At 61.9% G+C, this 22,425-nt stretch carries 20 protein-coding genes; 3 read left to right on the top strand and 17 right to left on the bottom strand.

The features are described 5' to 3' along the window. Positions 1-10: 10 nt before the first annotated feature. Together rpsG and rpsL are read right to left on the bottom strand one after the other, a co-directional pair. The gene (gene rpsG, locus ACEWPM_RS03280) at positions 11-481 is read right to left on the bottom strand and encodes a 30S ribosomal protein S7 (RefSeq protein WP_393961734.1); all 471 of its coding nucleotides are present in this window, start codon (positions 479-481) and stop codon (positions 11-13) included. A gap of 12 nt (positions 482-493) precedes the next feature. Then, positions 494-865 (bottom strand): 30S ribosomal protein S12, encoded by a 372-nt coding sequence (gene rpsL, locus ACEWPM_RS03285; protein ID WP_076532270.1) that lies wholly within the window; start codon positions 863-865, stop codon positions 494-496. 397 nt (positions 866-1,262) lie between these two features. Here rpsL and ACEWPM_RS03290 point away from each other — a divergent pair, with 397 nt between their 5' ends. Beyond that, positions 1,263-2,090, top strand: coding sequence for a putative rhamnosyl transferase (locus ACEWPM_RS03290; protein WP_393961735.1), 828 nt, complete (start codon positions 1,263-1,265; stop codon positions 2,088-2,090). A 1-nt stretch (position 2,091) separates the two neighbouring features. Next, positions 2,092-2,907 carry a glycosyltransferase gene (locus ACEWPM_RS03295; protein WP_393961736.1) on the top strand — a complete coding sequence of 272 codons (816 nt, stop codon included), beginning with the start codon at positions 2,092-2,094 and terminating at the stop codon, positions 2,905-2,907. A gap of 9 nt (positions 2,908-2,916) precedes the next feature. Here ACEWPM_RS03295 and ACEWPM_RS03300 read toward each other — a convergent pair whose 3' ends face one another. The 11 genes from ACEWPM_RS03300 to ACEWPM_RS03350 form a co-directional block, all read right to left on the bottom strand. Then, entirely contained in the window at positions 2,917-3,522 is a 606-nt protein-coding gene (locus ACEWPM_RS03300; protein WP_393961737.1) for a class I SAM-dependent methyltransferase, read from the bottom strand. Positions 3,523-3,531: 9 nt separating this feature from the next. After that, entirely contained in the window at positions 3,532-4,443 is a 912-nt protein-coding gene (locus ACEWPM_RS03305) for an MBL fold metallo-hydrolase (RefSeq protein WP_393961739.1), read from the bottom strand. Between the two features lie 30 nt (positions 4,444-4,473). Then, positions 4,474-4,878, bottom strand: a complete 405-nt coding sequence (locus tag ACEWPM_RS03310; RefSeq protein WP_393961740.1) for a DUF6691 family protein — start codon at positions 4,876-4,878, stop codon at positions 4,474-4,476. Beyond that, complete coding sequence (locus tag ACEWPM_RS03315; protein ID WP_393961741.1) at positions 4,878-5,318, bottom strand: YeeE/YedE family protein; 441 nt, start codon at positions 5,316-5,318, stop codon at positions 4,878-4,880. Before ACEWPM_RS03315 ends, ACEWPM_RS03310 begins: the two co-directional genes overlap by 1 nt. A gap of 14 nt (positions 5,319-5,332) precedes the next feature. Next, positions 5,333-7,081, bottom strand: coding sequence for a SulP family inorganic anion transporter (locus ACEWPM_RS03320; RefSeq protein WP_393961987.1), 1,749 nt, complete (start codon positions 7,079-7,081; stop codon positions 5,333-5,335). A gap of 83 nt (positions 7,082-7,164) precedes the next feature. After that, on the bottom strand, positions 7,165-8,838 hold the full coding sequence (locus ACEWPM_RS03325) for a bifunctional protein tyrosine phosphatase family protein/NAD(P)/FAD-dependent oxidoreductase (RefSeq protein ID WP_393961742.1): 1,674 nt from the start codon (positions 8,836-8,838) through the stop codon (positions 7,165-7,167). Positions 8,839-8,925: 87 nt separating this feature from the next. Then, complete coding sequence (locus tag ACEWPM_RS03330) at positions 8,926-9,423, bottom strand: bacterioferritin (RefSeq protein ID WP_393961743.1); 498 nt, start codon at positions 9,421-9,423, stop codon at positions 8,926-8,928. Positions 9,424-9,451: 28 nt separating this feature from the next. Then, complete coding sequence (locus tag ACEWPM_RS03335; protein WP_393961988.1) at positions 9,452-10,315, bottom strand: MBL fold metallo-hydrolase; 864 nt, start codon at positions 10,313-10,315, stop codon at positions 9,452-9,454. A gap of 35 nt (positions 10,316-10,350) precedes the next feature. Further along, entirely contained in the window at positions 10,351-10,566 is a 216-nt protein-coding gene (locus ACEWPM_RS03340; RefSeq protein ID WP_393961744.1) for a YgaP family membrane protein, read from the bottom strand. A 98-nt stretch (positions 10,567-10,664) separates the two neighbouring features. Then, on the bottom strand, positions 10,665-11,330 hold the full coding sequence (locus tag ACEWPM_RS03345) for a Crp/Fnr family transcriptional regulator (RefSeq protein ID WP_393961745.1): 666 nt from the start codon (positions 11,328-11,330) through the stop codon (positions 10,665-10,667). Beyond that, entirely contained in the window at positions 11,327-11,791 is a 465-nt protein-coding gene (locus tag ACEWPM_RS03350; protein ID WP_393961746.1) for an RrF2 family transcriptional regulator, read from the bottom strand. The genes ACEWPM_RS03345 and ACEWPM_RS03350 overlap by 4 nt, the downstream gene beginning before the upstream one ends. Before the next feature lie 85 nt (positions 11,792-11,876). On the opposite strand from ACEWPM_RS03350, the gene ACEWPM_RS03355 reads away from it, so the two are divergent. Beyond that, a complete protein-coding gene (locus ACEWPM_RS03355; protein ID WP_393961747.1) occupies positions 11,877-12,512 on the top strand; it encodes a peroxiredoxin in 636 nt (211 codons plus the stop codon). Between the two features lie 137 nt (positions 12,513-12,649). Here ACEWPM_RS03355 and rpoC read toward each other — a convergent pair whose 3' ends face one another. The 4 genes from rpoC to rplJ all read right to left on the bottom strand — a co-directional run bounded on the left by rpoC (position 12,650) and on the right by rplJ (position 22,365). Beyond that, positions 12,650-16,864, bottom strand: a complete 4,215-nt coding sequence (rpoC, locus tag ACEWPM_RS03360; RefSeq protein ID WP_393961748.1) for a DNA-directed RNA polymerase subunit beta' — start codon at positions 16,862-16,864, stop codon at positions 12,650-12,652. An 88-nt stretch (positions 16,865-16,952) separates the two neighbouring features. Next, entirely contained in the window at positions 16,953-21,089 is a 4,137-nt protein-coding gene (rpoB, locus tag ACEWPM_RS03365; protein ID WP_393961749.1) for a DNA-directed RNA polymerase subunit beta, read from the bottom strand. Positions 21,090-21,393: 304 nt separating this feature from the next. Then, positions 21,394-21,774: a 50S ribosomal protein L7/L12 gene (gene rplL / locus ACEWPM_RS03370; RefSeq protein WP_393935226.1), complete on the bottom strand. Its 381-nt coding sequence runs from the start codon at positions 21,772-21,774 to the stop codon at positions 21,394-21,396. 72 nt (positions 21,775-21,846) lie between these two features. Continuing rightward, the gene (rplJ, locus tag ACEWPM_RS03375; protein WP_393961750.1) at positions 21,847-22,365 is read right to left on the bottom strand and encodes a 50S ribosomal protein L10; all 519 of its coding nucleotides are present in this window, start codon (positions 22,363-22,365) and stop codon (positions 21,847-21,849) included. Positions 22,366-22,425: the final 60 nt, after the last annotated feature.

Below are 22,425 nucleotides of genomic sequence, written 5' to 3' on the forward strand. Positions count from 1 at the left end.
GTGTATCAGATTACCAACGGTAATGGCTGAAGGCTTTGTTCGCCTCGGCCATCTTGTGTGTGTCTTCGCGCTTTTTCACGGCGCTGCCCCGGCTGTTCACCGCATCCAGAAGTTCGCCCGCAAGGCGCTCTTCCATCGTGTTCTCGTTGCGGGCGCGGCTGGCATTGATCAGCCAGCGGATCGCCAGCGCCTCGCGGCGCTCGGGGCGCACTTCTACGGGGACCTGGTAGGTCGCACCACCAACGCGGCGCGAGCGGACCTCGACAGACGGCTTGATCAGGTCAAGCGCCTCGTGGAAGATCTCGACCGGCGCGCGCTTGGCTTTGTCCTCTACGCGGGTCAGGGCGTTGTAGACGATGCGCTCGGCGGCGGATTTCTTGCCATCGACCATCAGGTTGTTCATGAATTTTGTCAGAACCCGGTCACCATACTTGGCATCGGGCAGGACTTCGCGCTTTTCGGCGGCGTGACGACGGGACATCTGGTAATCCTCTTACTTCGGGCGCTTGGCGCCATATTTCGAACGGCGCTGCTTACGATCCTTGACGCCTTGCGTGTCAAGCACGCCGCGCAGGATGTGGTAGCGAACGCCGGGAAGGTCCTTGACGCGGCCGCCGCGGATCAGGACCACCGAGTGCTCCTGCAGGTTGTGGCTCTCACCCGGGATATAGCTGATGACCTCAAAGCCATTGGTCAGGCGCACCTTGGCAACCTTACGCATGGCCGAGTTCGGCTTCTTGGGCGTCGTTGTGTAAACGCGTGTGCAGACGCCGCGCTTTTGCGGGCAACCCTGCAAATGCTGCGATTTCTGCGCTCTTACTTTCGGCTGCCGCGGCTTGCGGATCAACTGTTGGATCGTTGGCATTCCGGTTCTTTCCCCGTCTCTCAACACATGTGTCTGCATGGGCAAACCCATGCGGCTAATCAAATGCATATGGCGCGTCCGCAATACGCAAGAACCGCGATCGCAACCTTTGCTGGTCGGACGCGGTGAGTTTCCAGAGGATCGGGACGGCGGGCGTCCGGATCTTGACCACTTCAGTTCTGATATCGGCAGACGGGGCGACCCCCAAGCCGGATGAGGCGCGTATAGGGGGAGTCGCAGGGGTTGTCAACAGGCCCACCCGGGCTTTGGCGGCGGGGCTCGCGCACCTTTGCGCCAAGGCGCGCGCGTCACTGATTTGCCTCGGCTGTGCCTTGTCTTGGCGCGTATCGCCTGCCATCGTCAAGGGCATGGCAAGGCGGGCAGGATCGCGCGGGACATGGACACAGCATCAATGCAGGTGATCGGCCTTTGCCGGTTTTCCTATCCCGCCCTCGGCGGGTTTCAGATCGAGCATGACACGCCTGAGACGCGTGCCGCGTTCCTCTACGATCCCGTCCGCATGGACGAGCGCTTCGCGACATTCGAATGCATGACCCTGCCCTCCGTTCGCGCGCAAACAGATACCGATTTCACCCTCGCCATAGTCGTGGGCGAGGCAATGCCCGAGCGGCTCTTGGCCCGCCTTCTAGATCTTGTGCAGGACATGCCGCAGGCCGTGGTGATTCCCCGCGCGCCCGGGCGGCACCGCCAGGTGATGCGCGAGGTCATTAACCAGGTGCGCCGAGACAGCCCCCTGCCCTCCCTCCAGTTCCGCATGGATGACGACGATGCCGTCGGCGTCACCTTCGTCGAGCGTCTGCGCGCCGCGGCCGGCAGCATCGCGCCCCTTCTGGCACAGCACCGTTATGTCGGGATCGACTTCAACCAGGGCCATATCGCGCGCATCTCGCCCAAGGGAATCCATGCCAAGCCCGCCCTTGAGACGCTCTGGACTCCCGGCCTCGGCATGGCGGTGGCGCCCGGCGCCTCGCGCGGCATCATGAATTTCAGCCACGCCAAGCTGGGCCGTGTCATGCCGGTCGTAACGCTGCCGGGCGAGGACATCATGATGCGCGGGCATAATCAGTTCAACGACTCGCGCCAGAAGCACGGGGTGAAACCGGTGCGCTTACCCTTGCTCGACGCGGCTGGCGAGGCGGAGTTCCGGCGCAGCTACAATATCGACGCGGACCGCGTCCGCTCACATTTCGCGAAAGGCGCCTGACATGCGCGTGATTGGCGTCTGCCGCTTTTCCTACCCGGCCCTCGGCGGCTTCAAGCGGATGCATGACACCGTCGCCGAGCGCGAGGCGTATCTCTATGCTCCCGCACGCATGGCCCTGCGCTTTGCGCATTTCGAGACCTTGACCTTGCCCTCCGTCGCGGCGCAGACCGATCCCGACTTCACCTTTCTCATCGTGATCGGCAAGAACATGCCGCAGCCCTGGCTCAGCCGCCTCGAGGCGCTTTGCGCGCCCGTGCCTCAAATCAAGATCGTGCCCTGCGAACCGCTGAAACACCGCCTTGCCCTGCAACTGGCCATCCAGGCCGAGCTGGGCGAGGGCCGTCCCGAAAGCCTGCAATTCCGTCTCGATGACGACGATGCGATGGGGGTGGATTTCATCGAGCTCGCGCGCTCGGTCGCCCGCCGTTCCGCGCGGCTTCGGCGGCGTCAGCCGCGCACGGCGATCGAGTTCAATGCCGGATATTCCGCCACCCTCTCGGCCGAAGGCATCATCGCCGAGGATGTCGTCAGTTCCTTCTGGGCCTGCGGCCTCGCGGTGCATTTTGCCGAAGGCGATGACAAGACGATCATGAATTTTGGTCATCACAAACTTCACCACATCATGCCGTCCATCATCCACCCGCGCCCGCCCATGTATATCCGCGCCAAGCACGCCGATAACGACAGCGAGGCCAAATTCAGGCCACGCAGACTCAAGCCGCTGACGGACGCCCAGCGGCAGATTTTTCGCGACAGGTTCAACGTGGATGAAGATCGGGTGCGCACCGCCTTCGCAGAACTTGCCGGCGCGCAATAAGAGGCGGCGTCAGGACTTCTTTTGCGCGATCAGGTCGATCAGCGCGGACATGCCCGCATGCCCCGACCCCTCGGTGATCTCGCGGTCGTAGGCTTCGAGGCGCAGGATCTGGAAATCGCCGAAGACTTCTTCCAGAAGGTCGCGGGTATACATGTTCTCTGCTTTGGGCGGCCCGCCAGTGCCATAGTCCAACTGCTCGGGTCGGTAGCCGTGCAGCAGCAGCTTGCCCCCCGGCTTCAGCGTACGCTTCATCCCGTCAAATATCATATCGCGCATCTGCGGCCCGGCGAACTGGATGAAAATGGCGACAACGGTGTCGAACGCCTCCGGCTTCCAGTCCCAGCTGTCGACATCGGACACGTTGAAATCTACCTCGACGCCCCGCGCCTCGGCAAGACGGCGCGCCTTATCGACCGCAACGGGCGAGGCATCGAAGGCGGTAACGCTCAGACCCTGCTGAGCCAGGAAGACCGAATTGCGGCCCTCGCCATCGGCGACGGCCAGCGTGCGGCCAGGCGCAAGGTGATGCGTCTGGCGAAGCAGGAACCCCGCAGGATCAGTGCCGAAAAGATAGCCGTCTCCGGCGTAGCGATCGTCCCACATGGAGTTGCTCATCGCGTTGCCTCAGAACTTGTCGACAGGCATCTTGAGATAGTGATGCCCATCGTTTTCGGCCTTGGGCAACTGCCCCCCACGCAGGTTGATCTGCAAGGCGGCCAGCATCCGGTCAGGCAGCGCCAAGGTTTCGTCCCGCTCTTCGCGCGCTTTCACGTATTCGGCCTTCTTGGTGCCGTCCTTGACATGCTTGTTGCTGGCCTTGTGCTCATCCACGGTCGCCTCCCACGCGGGGGTGTCGCGGCCTTCCGAGCCATAGTCATGGCCGATATAGAGGCGCGTATCACCCGGCAGGCTGAGGATTTCCTGAATCGAGGCCCAGAGCACATCGGCAGAGCCACCGGGAAAATCGCAGCGGCTGGTGCCCGCATCCGGCATCATCAACGTGTCATGCACGAAGGCCGCATCGCCGCAGTGATAGGTGATCGAGCCCAGCGTATGGCCCGGCGACAGCATCACGGACACATCCAGATTGCCGATCTTGAACGTATCGCCGTCCTCAAACAGGCGGTCGAAATCGGCATCGGGGTTGAACGCTTCGGGCGTGTTGTAGAGATCGCGCCACAACTCGGCGATTTCGCGCACCTTGGCGCCGATCGCATTGGGCACACCCAGCCGCGCCTTGAGATGCGCGGAAGCCATCAGGTGATCCGCATGAGGATGCGTGTCGAGGATCCACTCGATCTTGAGACCGTGCTCCTCGGCCAGCGAGACGACCTGGTCCATACTGCGGGTATCGGTGCCGAAGCTCTTCGGATCGAAGTTCCATACGACGTCGATCAGCGCTGCGGACTTCGTCTCGGGACAGGCGCAGATATACTGGATCGAGCCGGTATCAGGCTCATAAATGCCCCAGACATCGGGGCTGCCAGCGCCGGTCGAGGCGGAATGGCGGACGATGGGTTCGTTGAGATCACTCATGGGTCACATACTCCTAAGCTGGTAGTTTCATTATTTCAGATACCGCCCCACTATGATGCCAATCAGCATCAGCGGGACAAAGACAAGTGTGCCGGGGGCGGCAATCGGCAGGGCGGTCCAGGCCGGACCGGGGCAAAATCCGCCAATCCCCCAGCCGATGCCAAACACCGCCGCGCCGGTCAGAAGGCGCGTGTCGATCTGGCTGGCCGACGGGATCTCGAAATTCGCCATCAGGGCTGGCCGCTCCTGCCGCCAGGCCAGCCGGTACCCGACGAAGGCCGTCAGGGACGCGCCGCCCATCACGAAGGCAAGGCTGGGATCCCACGTGCCGAACACGTCGAGAAAGTTGAGAACCTTGGCCGGGTTGGCCATGCCCGAAAGGATAAGGCCAACACCGAAGACGAGGCCCGAGAGGAAGCCGAAGAGAGCCCGCATCACACTGCCCCCCCGACCACATGGCGCAGCGCGAAAACCGTCGCTGCCGCGAAGAGCATGAAGGTGATGACCGCGGCCAGCGACCGTCCCGACAGGCGCGCAAGGCCGCAAACGCCATGTCCCGACGTGCAGCCCGAACCCAGCGCCGTGCCGATCCCGACCAGAAGGCCGGCAAGCCCCATCATCGGCAGATTGCTACTGACGGTCTGCTGCGGATAGCCGCCGGTGACCAGCAGCCAGCCGACCGGCGCAGCCAGCAGGCCGGCGATGAAGGCAATACGCCACGCCCGGTCGCCTTGGGCGACGGCGCCTGCGGTGATGCCGACGATCCCCGCGATACGGCCAAAGAGGGCCATCACCAGCACGGCCGAAAGGCCGATCAGGATGCCTCCGGCCAGTGAGGCAAGCGGCGTGAAATCAGTGGGTGTTGCAGGCAGCATGCGCATGTCTCCTTTCAAGCGTCGCGTGCGGGTATATCGGCACCGTTATCATTGTTCTGCTCACACGCCAGCGCCTGGATTGCCTCGTGTTGAGACAAAAAGACCCGGCCCGTCAGCTCATCCAGAAAATGCGAGCGTTCGAGCCGGTCCATAACCGGGCCCTTGACCTCCGACAGGTGCAGTTTCGTATCCATCTCGCCCAGTCTTGTGTTGATCGCCTCAAGGGATTCGAGCGCGCTCATGTCTATCTCGTTCACGGCCGAGCATTGCAGGACGACATTGCGCACCGCCTTGTCCCGCGTCACGCGGTCAAGGATGTGATCCTCAAGGAACCGCGCATTGGCGAAATACAGGCTTTCGTCCACGCGCAGGGTGACGATATGCGGATGCGTCTCTACCTCATGTCGGTGGATGTTCCGGAAATGCTCGGTCCCGTCGATGCGTCCGACCTCGGCGATATGCGGCTTGGACGTTTTGTAAAGATAGAGCAGCACCGAGATGGCCACACCGCTGGACACGCCCAGTTCGACCCCAAGGCCGAGGGTGATGAGGATGGTCGCCGCCACGGCGGCAAAATCGGCTTTGGAATAGGCCCAGGCGCGCGCCAGCACCCCGAAATCCACAAGGCTGAGCACCGCAACGATGATCGTGGCCGCCAGCGTCGCCTTGGGCAGGAAGTAGATCAGAGGCGTCAGCGCCAGCGCGGCGATGGCCAGCCCGACCGCCGTATAGGCGCCTGCCGCCGGCGTGCGCGCGCCCGCATCGAAATTCACCACCGAGCGGGAAAAGCCGCCCGTCACCGGAAAGCCGCCGGTAAAGGCTGCGCCAAGGTTGGCGGCCCCAAGACCGATCAGTTCCTGATCCGGCTTGACCCGCTCGCGCTTTTTTGCGGCCAGCGTCTGCGCAACCGAGATCGACTCGACGAACCCGATGATCGAGATCAGCAGCGCCGGCAGGAAAAGCTGGCCCACCAGCCCCGGTGAGATGTCGGGCATGGTCAGGGGCGGCAGGCTTTGCGGGACCTCGCCCACGATGGCAACGCCCTGAGCGCCCAGATCGAAGGCCCAGACGGTGGCGGTTGTGGCGACAACCGCCGCGACGGGGCCCGCCTTGGCCAGCGTATCGGCCATGCGCGGCCCCAGCCCCATCTTGCGCAAGAGCGGCTTGAGCCCGCGACGCACCCAGAAGAGGAACGCCGTGGCCGAGACGCCGATGATCAGCGTAATCATGTTGGTCTGCGGCAGGTTGGTGGCCAGGCTGTGCACCAGCTCGATCAGGGTATGCCCGCCGCCCTCGATGCCAAGGATATGGCGCAGCTGGCTGACTGCGATGATGATGCCCGAGGCGGTGATGAAACCGGCAATGACCGGATGCGACAGGAAATTCGCCAGAAAGCCCAGACGGAACAGCCCCATCGCCAGCAGGATCGCCCCCGAGAGCGCGGCCAGCGTCAGCGCAGCGGCGGCATAACCCATCGTGCCCTGATCGGCGATCTGCCCAAGCGCTGCCGCGGTCATCAGTGACACCACCGCGACCGGCCCGACGGCCAGCGCCCGGCTGGTGCCGAAGATCGCATAAAGCAGGATCGGCGCGATCGACGCATAAAGCCCCGCTTCGGGCGGCATCCCGGCCAAGAGGGCATAGGCCAGCGATTGGGGGATCAGCATGATCGTGACGATCACGGCTGCCACCAGGTCGTCCGACAGCGTGGCGCGGTCGTAACGGCGCCCCCAGTCTAGAATTGGGAAATATCTGAAAATCATGGTGATGTAGCGCAATTTCAATTCTGTAGATGACAACGCACGAGGCAGGGGATCAGGTTCCCCTGCCCCGCGCGTGTCCGGTATCAGTGCTGGCCAGGACGTTCAGGCGCAGCCATCCATTCGCGGCCGCGCAGCATTCCCTTCCAGTAGATCGGGGGCAGCATCCGCTCTTTCAAGAACCACGCGGCGCGCGATGGCTTGGTGCCGTCGATCAGTGCCTTGGGCAGGCTGGGCAAGAGCTTGCCGCCATAGCCGAACTCGGCCAGCACGATCTTGCCGCGCTCCACGGTCAGAGGGCACGAGCCGTAACCGGTATATTGAGCCACAGCCGATTTGCCGTCGATATCGGCGATGACATTCTCGGCCACAGTCGGGGCCTGAATGCGCGCGGCGGCAGCCGTCTTGGCATTGGGCGCGTTCATCACGTCGCCCAGAGACCAGATATTGTCATAGGTCTTGTGCCGCAGCGTCGCCTGATCGACATCCACCCAGCCCGCCCCGTCCGCGAGGGGCGAGACGCGGATGAAATCGGGCGCGGTCTGAGGCGGGCAGACATGCATCATGTCGAACTCCATCTCGACCTGCCGGACCTCTTTCTCGGGCTCTTTCACCTCGAAGACGGCCTTTTTCGCCGCGCCATCGACGGCGATCAGGTTGTGAAAGAAGTTCAGATGCGCATCGTATTTCCGGACATATTCCATCAGCGCCGGGACGTATTCCTTGACCCCGAAGAGGACGCCGCCCGCATTGTTGAAATTGACGTCGATATCCCCCAGCACGCCACGCCGCGTCCAGGCATCGCAAGACAGGTACATCGCCTTTTGCGGCGCGCCTGCGCATTTGATGGGCATAGGCGGCTGGGTAAAGATGACCCGACCGCGCTTCATCTCCTGCACCAACTTCCAAGTATAAGGCGCCAGATCATAACGATAATTCGAGGTGACTCCATTCTTGCCCAGCGTCTCGATCAGACCGTCGATGCGCGCCCAGTCCAGCTTGAGGCCCGGGCACACGATGAGGCGACTGTATTTGACGACGCGGCAGCCGTCGAGGATGACGGCGTTCTGCTCCGGCTCGAACGCAGCGACCGCCGCCTTGATCCAGCGCACGCCCTTCGGGATCAGGCTGCCCATCGTCTTCGCCGTCTGCTCGGGCGCAAAGATACCACCACCGACCATTGTCCAACCGGGTTGGTAGTAATGCACCTCGGCAGGCTCGATGATGGCGATGTCCAGATCGGCGCGGCGCGATTTCAGACTGGCCGCCACGGCGATCCCGGCGGCCCCGCCACCGATGATCACCACGTCATGCACCGCATCGGGCGCGTCGGTGGGTGTCTTGCCGCCATTGGCGATACGGCGGACAACTCCGCTCATGTCATAGCCGGCCTTCTGCGTCGCGGCCAGAATATCGGCTACCGGATGCCCCTTGGCCTGACTCAGCGACCAAAGCGTCGCCGAGCGTGTGCCGCTGCGGCAATAGGCCAGAACCGGCCCCGGCAATGTCTCGAGCGCGGACCCGAAGATTTGTGCGTCTTCGTCCGATACCTTGCCGCCCTCGATAGGAATATAGCGCGCCTCCATCCCCTGTTTTTCCGCAGCCGCCGCGACCTCGGTAAAGCTGGGCTGATCCGGCCCTTCACCGTCGGGGCGATTGCAGACGATCGAGCGGTAACCCATCTCCTTCAAGGCAGCCACGTCTGCTGGCGCGATCTGCGACGATACCGATAACCGGGCCGAAATTGTCTTGGGGTCCATAGCTATTCGTCTTCCCTCTTGATCTTTGTTCCCGAGACATGGCTTGAAACCGGCCTCACGCCGAGCAGAGCGCTCCCGGCTAATTGATCAGGCTTCGCCGTCGCCCTCATCGCCGGCCTTGATGGAGACATATTTGGCGCTGTACGCTTTTTCACCGAGGCGCTCGATCAGATCGAGTTGCAGTTCCAGCCACGCCTTATGGCCCTCCTCGTCCAGCGCGATGTCCTCAAAGAGCTTTCGGGAGCCCAGATCACCCACCGCATCGGCGTCCTTGGCGGACTGAATATAGAAGGCCAGTGCTTCTTCCTCGTCAGCGAGATCGGCTCGAAACATTTCCACGAGGGATGAAGCGCGCTTAGGTGGTTGAGCAAAAGCGATTTCCGGCTCTCCCTTGAGAAACAGCACACGCTCGATGAAAAGATCGGAATGGCCGATCTCCTCGACCTGCTCTTCACGCATCATGGCGGCCAATTCATTCAACCCCCAGTCTTCCAGTACATGCGCATGAAGCTGGTATTGATGCGCCGCACTCATTTCCATTTGCAGGGCCTTGTTCAAATTGTCGATTGTCGGACTATTGGACATCTCAGGTTCCTTTCTTATGGTTACCTCATCAAAGCGCGTTCAGCGGTACTTTGAGCATTGGCTTGCCGTCATGATCGGTCGGCACCTCGCCTGCGCGCATGTTCACTTGCAGCGACGGAATGATCAGCCTCGGCATGGCCAGCTGCGCGTCCCGCTCGCTGCGGAAGCGCACGAAGTCCTCGCGGGTCTTGCTACCGCCGACATGGATGTTGTGTGCCTTTTCCTCGGCCACGGTCGTCTCCCACGCGATGTCGCGGCCGTTCGGGCCATAGTCATGGCACATGAAGAGGCGCATCTGATCCGGCAGGGCCAGCACCTTTTGAATACTGTCGTAGAGCGTACCCGCATCGCCGCCCGGAAAATCCGCCCGCGCCGAGCCGCCATCGGGCATGAACAGCGTATCGCCCACAAAGGCCGCATCGCCCATCACATGCACCATGCAGGCCGGGGTGTGACCAGGCGTATAGATTGCAAAGCAGTCCATTCCGCCGATCTTGTAAGTGTCACCATCCTTGAACAGCGCATCGAACTGACTGCCGTCCCGCTGGAACTCGGTGCCCTCGTTGAACACCTTGCCGAAGGTTTCCTGCACGACCATGATCTTGTCGCCGACACCGATCTTTCCGCCAAGGCGCTCCTGGATATAGGGCGCGGCGCTGAGGTGATCGGCATGGACATGGGTCTCGATGATCCAGTCCAGCGTCAGGCCGCGCTCCTTGATCTCGGCGATCAGCGCATCGGCGTGATCATAGGTGATACGCCCTGCAGCATAATCGATATCCATGACGCTATCGACGATGGCGCAATGGTCGGACGCCGGATCCTTGACGATGTAGCTGATCGTATTGGTCGCCTCGTCGAAATGGGCCGAGACGACCGGTTTGACGTCCATGTGCACGGGATAGCTCACGGGCCGCTCCTTCTCGGTCAGCATTTGCTGCAGGTCTTTACGCCCAGCACGCGGTAGAGCGGACAAAAGCCGGTCAGCGCCGTGATCACCAGAACCGCGCCAACGATCAGCGCGCCCCAGTAGATCACCGGGTTGGCGAAGAGCGCCATCGCGGTCGCAAGCGGCAGGATGACCAGGATTAAACCAAGAATACCGCGCAGCACGCGGTCGAATGTGCCTTCATTGGTCGACATGACTTACCTCCATATACATCGATCTCGCATGATCTCGATTACCTATGTTCAAGATATATCTTTTGGCCGGCCAGTTCAGTGACGTTGTTACCGATGGATCAAATCGGGTTCGCCCGCGCGAATTCGGTCAGCGCCGGGCGGTCGGTGATGCGCACATTCCCGCGCTTCTGCTCGACCCAGCCGCGCCGGGCGAACTCGGCCATCTGCCGCGAGATCACCTCGCGCGCCGTGCCAAGCTCTCGTGCCCAATCGCCATGAGTGCCGGTGATCAGATCGTTCTTGCCGCTCAGCTCCAGCAACTTGTGCGCAAGGCGTGCATCCATGCGACCGAAGGCGATTTCCTCGACGGTCAGGAAGAGATCGGTGATCCTGTCCGAGAAGGCGGCAAAGACAAATCTGCGAAACTCGGGCGAAGTTGCCATGGCGTGATCGAAGGCGCGCTTGGGAATGGCAACAGCCTCCAGATTCGTCTCGGCCAAACCGTCGGCGGTATAATCCTCGAACGCCATCAGGCAGGCCGTCGTCAGAACGCAGCTTTCCCCAGCATGGACCCGGTAGAGGACGATTTCGCGGCCACTCTCGGTCACCTGCTGCACCCGCACCTGCCCGTCGAGCAGCAGCAATAGGTTCTCGGGCGCCTGACCGGGGCCGAAAATCACCGTGCCCGCCGGAACGCGGATGATACTGGCCTCGGCCAGCAATTCGTCGCGCACGGGGCCAGACAGGGCCGCCAGCCCCTCGAAGCGCTCTGTCCAGTCCTTCATGACGGTGCCTCGCTCGCGTTCTGGCTGAGGGCCGGATCGATGCGGCTCATCAGCGCATCGCGATTGGCGGCGATATCGGCGATGGTCAGATCGTCCAGCACGGCCATGAAGGCGGCCGTCGCCTCCTTGATCTTGCGCGACAGGCGGCACACGTCGATCAACGGACAGGTATTCGTGGACGGATTGAAGCATTCCACGACCTCCAGATCGCCCTCGGTCAACCGCACGATCCGCCCCACCACGATCTGGTCTGCCGGCATGGCCAGTCGGAACCCGCCGCCACGCCCCCGCTGCGTCTCGAGATACCCCTCCCGGCCCAGTTCGTGCACGGCCTTGACGATATTCGGCTTTTTCAGGCCATGGATGGTCGCCACATCCTCGATCCGCACCAGATCCGGCGCGCGCAAGGCAGCCAGTTGCAAAGTACGCAATGCGTAATTTGTATAAGCGGTCAGACGCATAACATCGCCATAAGGTATATTCCATATATTGCTTTATTTGAAGTATATGTTAACTACCTACCCATTCATAGATGGAGAGAGACATATGAGTCTGAAAATTGGTGAACGCGCCCCCGATTTCGAGGCCGATACGACCACGGGCCACATCAAGCTGAGCGATTGGGCCAAGGGTCATTGGGTGTTCTTCTTCAGCCATCCGGCGGATTTCACACCCGTCTGCACCACTGAGATGGGCCGCACCGCGCAGCTTGCGCAGGAATTTGCTGATCGGGACGTGCTGCCGCTGGGGCTGAGCACCGATACGGTCGAAGAGCACAGCAAGTGGATTTCGGACGTGGACGAGACCCAGCACACTACGCTGAAATTCCCCATCGTGGCCGACCCGGACCTGAGCATTGCCAAGCTCTACGAGATGATCCACCCCGAAGAGAGCGAAACCGCCGCGGTCCGCTCGGTCTTCATCATCGACCCCGAGATGAAGATTCGCCTGACGATGACCTACCCGATGAGTGTGGGGCGCAATTTCGACGAGATCCTGCGCGTGATCGATGCGCTGCAGACCAGCGACCGTCACGGCGTGGCCCTGCCCGCCGACTGGATGCCGGGCAAGGATGTGATCATCCCGCCCTCGATCAGCGATGCGGATGCCAAGGGGTTGTTTCCGCAGGGATGGACCACCCACAAGCCGTATCTGCGCACCACCCAGCTTAAAAAAGAATAAGCACCAGCCTTTCTGCCACAGACAGGGTCGCCCTCCTTGGATGAGGGCGGCCCTTTTTCATGGGCGCTCCACTGGCCGTCCAATGCAAAAAGGCCCCGCATCTCTGCGGGGCCTTTCCACTGTCTCACACCCCGAGCTTACTCGGCGCCGGTATCCGACTCCGCAGCCTCGTCCGCCACCGGAGCGGCCAGAGCGGCGGCCGCTTCGGCCTCCTCGCGGCGCGCCTCGATCACCACGTTGTCGCGGCTTGCGGCGATCTTGCGCATCTCCTGGGTTGCGCCGCCGGTGCCCGCCGGGATCAGGCGGCCCACGATGACGTTCTCCTTGAGACCGACCAGCTTGTCCCGCTTGCCCTGTACCGAGGCTTCGGTCAGCACGCGCGTCGTCTCCTGGAACGACGCCGCCGAGATGAAGCTGCGGGTCTGCAGCGACGCCTTGGTGATGCCCAGAAGGATCGGCTCGCCCTGTGCGGGGCGCACGTTCTTGGCCAGTGCTTTCTCGTTGGCGGCGTCGAACTCGGCCTTGTCCACATGCTCGCCCTTCAGGAGGGTGGTCTGGCCACTATCCGTGATCTCCCACTTCTGCAGCATCTGGCGCACAATGACTTCGATGTGCTTGTCGTTGATCTTGACGCCCTGGAGGCGGTAGACGTCCTGCACCTCGTCGATCATGTAATCGGCCAGCGCCTCGACACCCAGAATGCTCAGGATGTCATGCGGCGCGGGGTTGCCGTCCATGATGTAGTCACCCTTCTGCACGAAGTCGCCTTCCTGCACCGGGATGTGCTTGCCCTTGGGGACCATGTATTCGACGGTCTCGAGCGTCTCATCCGCAGGCTCGATCGAGATACGGCGCTTGTTCTTGTAGTCCTTGCCGTAGCGCACATAGCCGTCGATTTCCGCAATGATGGCGTGATCCTTGGGGCGACGCGCCTCAAAGAGTTCGGCCACACGCGGCAGACCACCGGTGATGTCCTTGGTCTTGGCACCCTCGCGCGGGATACGCGCGACGACATCGCCCATCTTGACCTCATCGCCCTCTTCGACGCTGAGGATCGCATCCACCGACATCGCGTAGGTGACGGGGTTGCCCGCCTCGTTGCGCATCGGCTCGCCATCCTCGCCCACGATGAGGATCTCGGGCTTCAGCTCGTTGCCCTTGGGGGCTGCGCGCCAGTCCATCACGATCTTCTGGGTCATGCCGGTCGCATCGTCCGTTTCGTCGCGCACGGCGACGCCGGTCACGAGGTCGACGAATTTGGCCGTACCGGACTTCTCGGCGATGATCGGCAGGGTATAGGGGTCCCACTCGAACAGCTTGTCGCCGCGCGCGATGGTGTCGCCCGCCTTGACATGCAGCTTGGTGCCGTAGCCCAGCTTGTGGCTGGCCAGTTCGACATCGCCCTCACCGAGGACGAGCAGCTTCATGTTCCGGCCCATGACCAGCGTCTCGCCCGAGGAGTTCTCCAGCGTCTGCTCGCCGTCGAACGCGATCTTGCCCGACTGGCTGGCCTCAAGGAAGGATTGCTGGCCACCTTGCGCAACGCCGCCGATGTGGAAGGTCCGCATCGTCAGCTGCGTGCCGGGCTCCCCGATGGACTGCGCGGCGATGATGCCGACAGCCTCGCCCTGGTTCACCATCGTGCCGCGGGCAAGGTCGCGCCCATAGCACATGGCGCAGACGCCATCCTCGGCCTCGCAGGTCAGCGGGCTGCGGATGCGCGCGGTCTGCACCGCCGCCTCCTCGACCGCGTCTGCCGTCACCTCGTCGATCAGCTGGCCTTCCTTGACCAGAACCTCCTCGGTGCCGGGGCGCAGGATGTCCTCGGCAGCAACACGGCCCAAGAGGCGCTCGCCAATGGACGAGACGACCTCACCATCGTTGACGGCGGCCTCGGTGGTAATGGCGCGGTCAGTGCCGCAATCATGCTCGCGCACGATGCAGTCCTGCGCCACGTCCACCAGACGGCGTGTCAGGTAACCCGAGTTCGCAGTCTTCAGGGCGGTGTCGGACAGACCCTTGCGGGCGCCGTGGGTCGAGTTGAAGTATTCAAGAACGGTCAGACCTTCCTTGAAGTTCGAGATGATCGGCGTCTCGATGATGTCGCCATTCGGCTTGGCCATCAGGCCGCGCATGCCGCCCAGCTGCTTCATCTGCGTGACCGAGCCACGAGCGCCCGAATGGGCCATCATGTAGACCGAGTTCGGCTCCGCTTCGGCGCCATTCTCGTCGGTCTTGCCGGACGAGATGTTGTTCATCATCGCCTCGGTGACCTGATCGTTACACTTCGACCACGCGTCGACCACCTTGTTGTACTTCTCGCCCTGAGTGATCAGGCCGTCCATGTACTGCTGCTCGAAGCCTTTGACCTGATCGCGCGTCTCGCCGACGATGTCCCACTTGTTGTCAGGGATCACCATGTCGTCCTTGCCGAACGAGATGCCGGCACGGAACGCCTCGCGGAAGCCCATCGTCATGATCTGATCGCAGAAGATGACCGATTCCTTCTGGCCGCAATAGCGGTAGACGGTGTCGATGACCTGCTGCACTTCCTTCTTGCGCAGAAGGCGGTTGACCAGGCTGAAGGGCGCCTTGGCGTTCTTGGGCAGAAGCGAACCGAGACGCACGCGGCCCGGCGTCGTCTCGACCCGCTCGAATACTTCGTTGCCTTCGCTGTCGATCACCGGGATGCGCGCGGTGATGCGAGCGTGCAGATGCACCTCGCCGCTGTCAAGCGCATGCTGCACCTCGTCCATCGACGAGAACATCATGCCCTCACCCTTCATGCCCGCGCGTTCCAGCGTGGTGTAGTAAAGGCCCAGGATCATGTCCTGCGACGGAACGATGATCGGCGCGCCGTTGGCGGGCGACAGAACGTTGTTCGTCGACATCATCAGAACGCGCGCTTCCAGCTGGGCCTCAAGGCTCAAGGGCACGTGCACAGCCATCTGGTCACCGTCAAAGTCGGCGTTGAAGGCCGAGCAGACCAGCGGGTGCAGCTGGATCGCCTTGCCTTCGATCAGGATCGGCTCGAACGCCTGGATGCCCAGACGGTGCAAGGTGGGCGCGCGGTTCAGCATCACGGGATGCTCGCGGATCACCTCGTCGAGGATGTCCCAAACCTCGGGACGCTCTTTCTCGACCAGCTTCTTGGCCTGCTTGACGGTGCTGCTGAGACCCTTGGCCTCAAGCCGCGAGTAGATGAACGGCTTGAAAAGCTCGAGCGCCATCTTCTTTGGCAGACCGCACTGATGGAGCTTCAGCTCCGGTCCGGTCACGATGACCGAGCGGCCCGAGAAATCGACCCGTTTGCCCAGAAGGTTCTGGCGGAAGCGGCCCTGCTTGCCTTTCAGCATGTCCGAAAGCGATTTCAGCGGACGCTTGTTGGCGCCGGTGATGACGCGGCCACGGCGGCCGTTGTCGAAAAGCGCGTCAACGGATTCCTGCAACATCCGCTTCTCGTTACGCACGATGATATCGGGCGCGCGCAACTCGATCAGGCGCTTGAGGCGGTTGTTGCGGTTGATGACCCGGCGGTAGAGATCGTTGAGGTCGGACGTCGCGAAGCGGCCCCCATCCAGCGGCACCAGCGGGCGCAGCTCGGGCGGGATAACCGGAATGACCGTCATCACCATCCACTCGGGGCGGTTGCCGGATTCGAGGAAGCTCTCGACGACTTTCAGACGCTTGATGATCTTCTTGGGCTTCAACTCGCCGGTGGCCTCGGCAAGGTCCGCGCGCAGGTTCTCTGCCTCGGATTCGAGGTCGATCTGGGCCAGCATGTCGCGGATCGCCTCGGCGCCGATATTGGCGGTGAAGGCGTCGATGCCGTAAGCATCCTGCGCGTCCATGAATTCCTCTTCCGACAGCATCTGGCCGTAAGTGAGGTCCGTCAGGCCCGGCTCGATCACCACGTAATTTTCGAAATAGAGCACCCGCTCAAGATCGCGCAGCGTCATGTCCAGCATGAGACCGATGCGCGAGGGCAGCGATTTCAGGAACCAGATATGGGCGCAGGGCGCGGCCAGCTCGATATGGCCCATCCGCTCGCGGCGGACCTTCTGCAGGGTGACTTCAACACCGCATTTCTCGCAGACGACGCCGCGATATTTCATGCGCTTGTATTTGCCGCAGAGGCACTCGTAATCCTTGATCGGGCCAAAGATGCGCGCGCAGAACAGACCGTCCCGCTCGGGCTTGAACGTGCGGTAGTTGATGGTCTCGGGCTTCTTGATCTCGCCGTAGGACCAGCTGAGAATACGCTCGGGCGATGCCAGCGAGACTCTGATCTCGTCAAAGACTGCGGCGGGAGCGACAGGGTTGAACGGATTGTTTGTCAGTTCCTGGTTCATTTAGTTACCTCGAATATTGGGTAGGTCGGAAAGGGAACGGCCCCGATTTTCGCCAGAAAATCGGAGCACGAAAATTCGTGAGAATTTTCTATTCTTCCCCCTCCGAATCCAGGAGTTCCATGTTGAGGCCCAGACCCCGGACCTCCTTGACCAGCACGTTGAAGCTTTCTGGCACACCGGCCTCAAAGCTGTCCTCGCCCTTGACGATGCTCTCATAGACCTTTGTGCGGCCGGCCACGTCGTCCGACTTGACCGTCAGCATCTCCTGCAGGGTGTAGGCGGCGCCATAGGCTTCCAGTGCCCAGACCTCCATCTCACCAAAGCGCTGTCCACCGAACTGCGCCTTACCGCCAAGCGGCTGCTGCGTGACGAGGCTGTAGGGCCCGGTCGAGCGTGCGTGGATCTTGTCGTCGACAAGGTGATGCAGCTTCAGAAGGTACTTCATGCCGACCGTGACAGGGCGTGCAAACTGCTCGCCCGTGCGGCCATCAAAGAGAACCGACTGACCCGACGTGTCGAAACCTGCACGGCTCAACGCATCATTGACGTCATGCTCCTTGGCACCGTCGAAGACGGGCGTCGCGATCGGAACACCGTTCGTCACGTTGCCCGCAGCCTCGATCAGCTGCTGCTCGTCCATGCCTTCGATACCTTCGGCATAGACTTCGTCGCCATAGGCCAGCTGCATCGCATCCTTGACCGGGGTCAGGTCGCCGTCACGGCGATAGCCCTGAAGCGCCTCGTCGATCTTGATGCCGAAGCCGCGCGAGGCCCAGCCCATATGCGTCTCGAGGATCTGGCCCACGTTCATACGGGATGGAACGCCCAGCGGGTTGAGGCAGAAATCGACCGGCGTGCCATCCGCGAGGAACGGCATGTCCTCCATCGGGACCACCTTGGAAATCACACCCTTGTTGCCGTGACGACCGGCCATCTTGTCACCCGGCTGCAGCTTGCGCTTCACCGCGATGAACACCTTGACCATCTTCATCACGCCCGGGGGCAGATCGTCGCCGCGGCGGACCTTCTCGACCTTGTCCTCGAACCGCGCATCGAGGGCGCGCTTCTGCGCCTCGTATTGCGCGTTGAGCGCCTCCATGATCTGCGCGTCGGCCTCTTCCTTGAGCGCCAGCTGCCACCACTGACCCTTGGTCAGGGACGACAAGAGCTCCTCGGTGATCTCCGAGTTCGACTTGACGCCCTTGGGGCCTTTTACGGCGGTCTTGCCAAGGATCATGTCGTGCAGACGGGCATAGATGTTGCGATCGAGGATCGCCAGCTCGTCGTCACGGTCACGCGCCAGACGCTCGACCTCTTCGCGCTCGATCTGCAGCGCGCGCTCGTCCTTCTCCACGCCGTGGCGGTTGAAGACGCGCACTTCGACGACCGTGCCGAAATCACCCGGCTTGACGCGCAGGGACGTGTCGCGCACGTCGCTCGCCTTCTCGCCAAAGATCGCGCGCAGCAGCTTTTCTTCCGGTGTCATCGGGCTTTCGCCCTTGGGGGTGATCTTGCCCACCAGAATGTCGCCCGGCTCCACGTCGGCGCCGATATAGACGATGCCCGCCTCGTCGAGGTTGCGCAGCGCCTCCTCACCCACGTTGGGAATGTCGCGGGTGATCTCTTCCGGCCCCAGCTTGGTGTCACGCGCGGCGACTTCGAATTCCTCGATATGAATCGAGGTGAAGACGTCGTCGCGGCTGATGCGCTCAGAGATCAGGATCGAATCTTCGTAGTTGTAGCCGTTCCAGGGCATGAAGGCGACGATGACGTTCCGGCCGACGGCCAGCTCGCCCATATCGGTCGCGGGGCCATCCGCGATGACCTCATCCTTGCCGACAGTGTCACCCACCTTGACCAGCGGACGCTGGTTGATGCAGCTGTTCTGGTTCGAGCGCTGGAATTTGCGCAGGCGGTAGATATCGACGCCCGGGTCCCCGGGCTCCATGTCAGCCGTGGCACGCACAACGATACGCTGGGCATCGACCTGGTCGATGATGCCCGCACGTTTCGCCATGATGGCCGCACCCGAGTCGCGGGCAACGACGCCCTCGATACCGGTGCCGACCAGCGGCGCCTCTGCCTTGATCAGCGGCAGGGCCTGACGCATCATGTTCGAGCCCATGAGAGCACGGTTCGCGTCGTCATTCTCGAGGAACGGGATCAGCGATGCGGCGACCGAGACCAGCTGCTTGGGCGACACGTCGATAAGATCGACATGCTCGTTCGGGGCCAGCATGTAGTCGCCGGATTGGCGCGTGCTGACCAGATCGTTCACGAAGCGGCCATTCTCGTCGAGATTGGCGTTGGCCTGCGCGATGGTGTGGCGCTGCTCCTCGGTGGCGGACATGTAATGCACTTCGTCCGTGACCTGACTGTCCACGACCTTGCGGTAAGGCGTTTCGATGAAGCCATACTTGTTAACCCGCGCAAAGGTGGCGAGCGAGTTGATCAGACCAATGTTCGGGCCTTCCGGCGTCTCGATGGGGCACATCCGACCGTAGTGCGTCGGGTGCACGTCACGCACCTCAAAGCCTGCGCGCTCGCGGGTCAGGCCGCCCGGTCCAAGCGCCGAAAGGCGCCGCTTGTGCGTCACTTCGCTGAGCGGGTTGGTCTGGTCCATGAACTGCGACAGCTGGCTGGAGCCGAAGAATTCGCGCACTGCGGCAGCGGCTGGTTTCGCGTTGATCAGGTCCTGCGGCATGACGGTGTCGATCTCGACACTGCTCATACGCTCCTTGATCGCACGTTCCATCCGCAAAAGGCCGACGCGATACTGGTTCTCCATCAACTCGCCGACCGAGCGGACGCGGCGGTTGCCCAAGTGATCGATATCGTCGATATCGCCCTTGCCGTCGCGCAGCTCGACCAGTGCCTTGATGCAGGCGACGATGTCTTCGCGGCGCAGCGTACGCTGGGTGTCGTCCGCGTCGAGGTTTAGACGCATATTCATCTTGACGCGGCCCACGGCCGAGAGGTCATAGCGCTCGCTGTCAAAGAACAGCGTATCGAAAAGAGCCGATGCGGCCTCTTCGGTGGGGGGCTCGCCCGGACGCATGACGCGGTAGATGTCCATCAGCGCGGTTTCCCGGCTCATGTTCTTGTCCGCGGCCATCGTGTTGCGGATGTAGGGACCGACATTGATGTTGTCGATATCCAGCACCGGGATGTCCGTGATGCCTGCGTTGATCAGATCCTGCAGGGTGCCGCCCGTGATGTCGCCGTCCTTGTCGTATTCCAGCGTCAGCTCATCACCCGCCTCGACATAGATCGCGCCGGTTTCTTCGTTGATGATGTCCTTGGCCGCGAACTTGCCGACGATATGCTCGAAAGGCACCAGCAGGTCCTTGACGTTGCCCTCGTCGATCAGCTTTTTCACCGCGCGGGGCGTTACCTTCTTGCCGGCCTCGGCGATGACTTCGCCGGTCTTGGCGTCGACAAGATCATAGGTCGGACGGGTGCCGCGCACACGCTCGGGGAAAAACTTGGTGACCCAGCCCTTGTTTTTCTTCAGTTTGAACTGGATGGTGTCGTAATAGGCATCCATGATGCCTTCCTGGTCCAGACCCAGCGCATAAAGCAGGGTGGTCACAGGCAGCTTGCGGCGGCGGTCGATGCGCGCAAAGACGATGTCCTTGGCGTCGAACTCGAAGTCCAGCCATGAGCCGCGATAGGGAATGATGCGGCAGGCAAAGAGCAGCTTGCCCGAGCTGTGCGTCTTGCCCTTGTCGTGGTCAAAGAAAACGCCGGGGCTACGGTGCATCTGGGAAACGATCACGCGCTCGGTGCCGTTGACGACAAATGTGCCGTTGGGCGTCATCAGGGGCATGTCGCCCATGAACACGTCCTGCTCCTTGATATCCTTGACCGATTTCGCGCCGGTATCCTCGTCGATATCGAACACGATCAGGCGCAGCGTCACTTTCAGCGGAGCTGAATAGGTCATGTCGCGCTGCATGCACTCTTCGACGTCGTATTTCGGCTTTTCAAGATCGTAGCTGACGAACTCGATCACGCTGGTCTCGTTGAAATCCGAGATCGGGAAGACGGATTGAAAAACGCCCTTGATGCCTTCGCCGTCCATCGGCTGGGGCTGATCGCCCGAGCGCAGGAACAGATCATACGAGGATTTCTGAACCTCGATGAGGTTCGGCATTTCGAGGACTTCGCGGATTTTACCGAAGTATTTACGCAAACGCTTCTGGCCAAGGTAGGATTGAGCCATGTGTCTGGTCACCTTTCATTTCTCAACGATCGCGCGCGCTGTCGGGCCCCAGCCGCACGGCCATCAGAGAGAGCGGGGGTGCGATCCATTCATGGCCATCGTCCCAATGACGGCCTCCCGATCGCACGAACCTCGCCTGAGATAGGCCCCCTGCCCTGCGGCGCAACCAAAGGTGCCGGCTTCGTGAACCGCCGCCCTTGGCCATACTGGGGCCTGTCCAAGACAGGTTCGGCTGGACCCGGAAATTCCGGATCCAGCCACATGCAGGCGTTCCTTCAGGCGGCCTGCGCCCAAAGGACGCCGATCACTTCAGCTCGACTTCGGCGCCAGCTGCTTCCAGCTTGCCCTTGATGTCGTCTGCTTCGTCCTTGGAGACCTGCTCCTTGACGGCTTTGCCACCGGCTTCGACCAGTTCCTTGGCTTCTTTCAGGCCAAGACCGGTGATCGCGCGGACTTCCTTGATCACGTTGATCTTGGAGGCGCCAGCCGACTTCAGGATGACGTCGAACTCGGTCTGCTCTTCTGCAGCCGCGCCGGCGTCGCCGCCTGCGGGACCAGCCATCATCACTGCGCCGCCTGCTGCGGGCTCGATGCCATACTCGTCCTTCAGGATGGTTTTCAGTTCTTGTGCTTCGAGCAGCGTCAGACCAACGATCTCTTCTGCCAGTTTCTTCAGATCAGCCATTTTCTCATGCTTTCCGTTTTAGATGTGTTCCAACGACAGGGCGAATGCCCTTGCCGGACAGTCCAATTGCGTTCAGGCCGCTTCGGCCTTCTCTTCGATGGTCGAGAGGATGCTCGCGATGTTCGAAGCGGGCGCGCCAATCGCGCCGGCAATGTTCGATCCGGGTGCGCCGATGCAGCTTGCGATCTGAGCGATAAGCTCGTCGCGCGAGGGCATCTTCGACACGGCTTCGACGCCGGCACGGTCCAGAGCGTTCTCACCCATTGCCCCGCCGAGAATCTGATACTTCGGATTCCCTTTGGCGAAATCCTCGGACACCTTGGCCGCAGCCACGGGGTCTTCGGAATAGGTCAGAACGGTCATGCCCGTCAGGTAGCCTGCGATGGATTCGCAGGGCTTGCCGTCCAGGGCGATCTTGGCGAGCCTGTTCTTGGCAACGCGGACGGATGCGTCGGCCGCGCGTGCGCGCGCCCTCAGATCCTGCATTTCCGCAACTGTCAGACCGGTGTAGTGGGCAACCACTACGACGCCAGAGCTTTCGAAGATCTGGCCGAGCTCGTCGACCACTTTCTCTTTCTGGGCTCTATCCACAGTTTTACTCCAAATTTGGGGGGTGTCCCCCGGCTCAGTTCAGCCAGACAGAAGCGCCTG

It is taken from the genome of Roseovarius maritimus (assembly GCF_043355895.2).
Lineage (GTDB): Bacteria > Pseudomonadota > Alphaproteobacteria > Rhodobacterales > Rhodobacteraceae > Roseovarius > Roseovarius maritimus.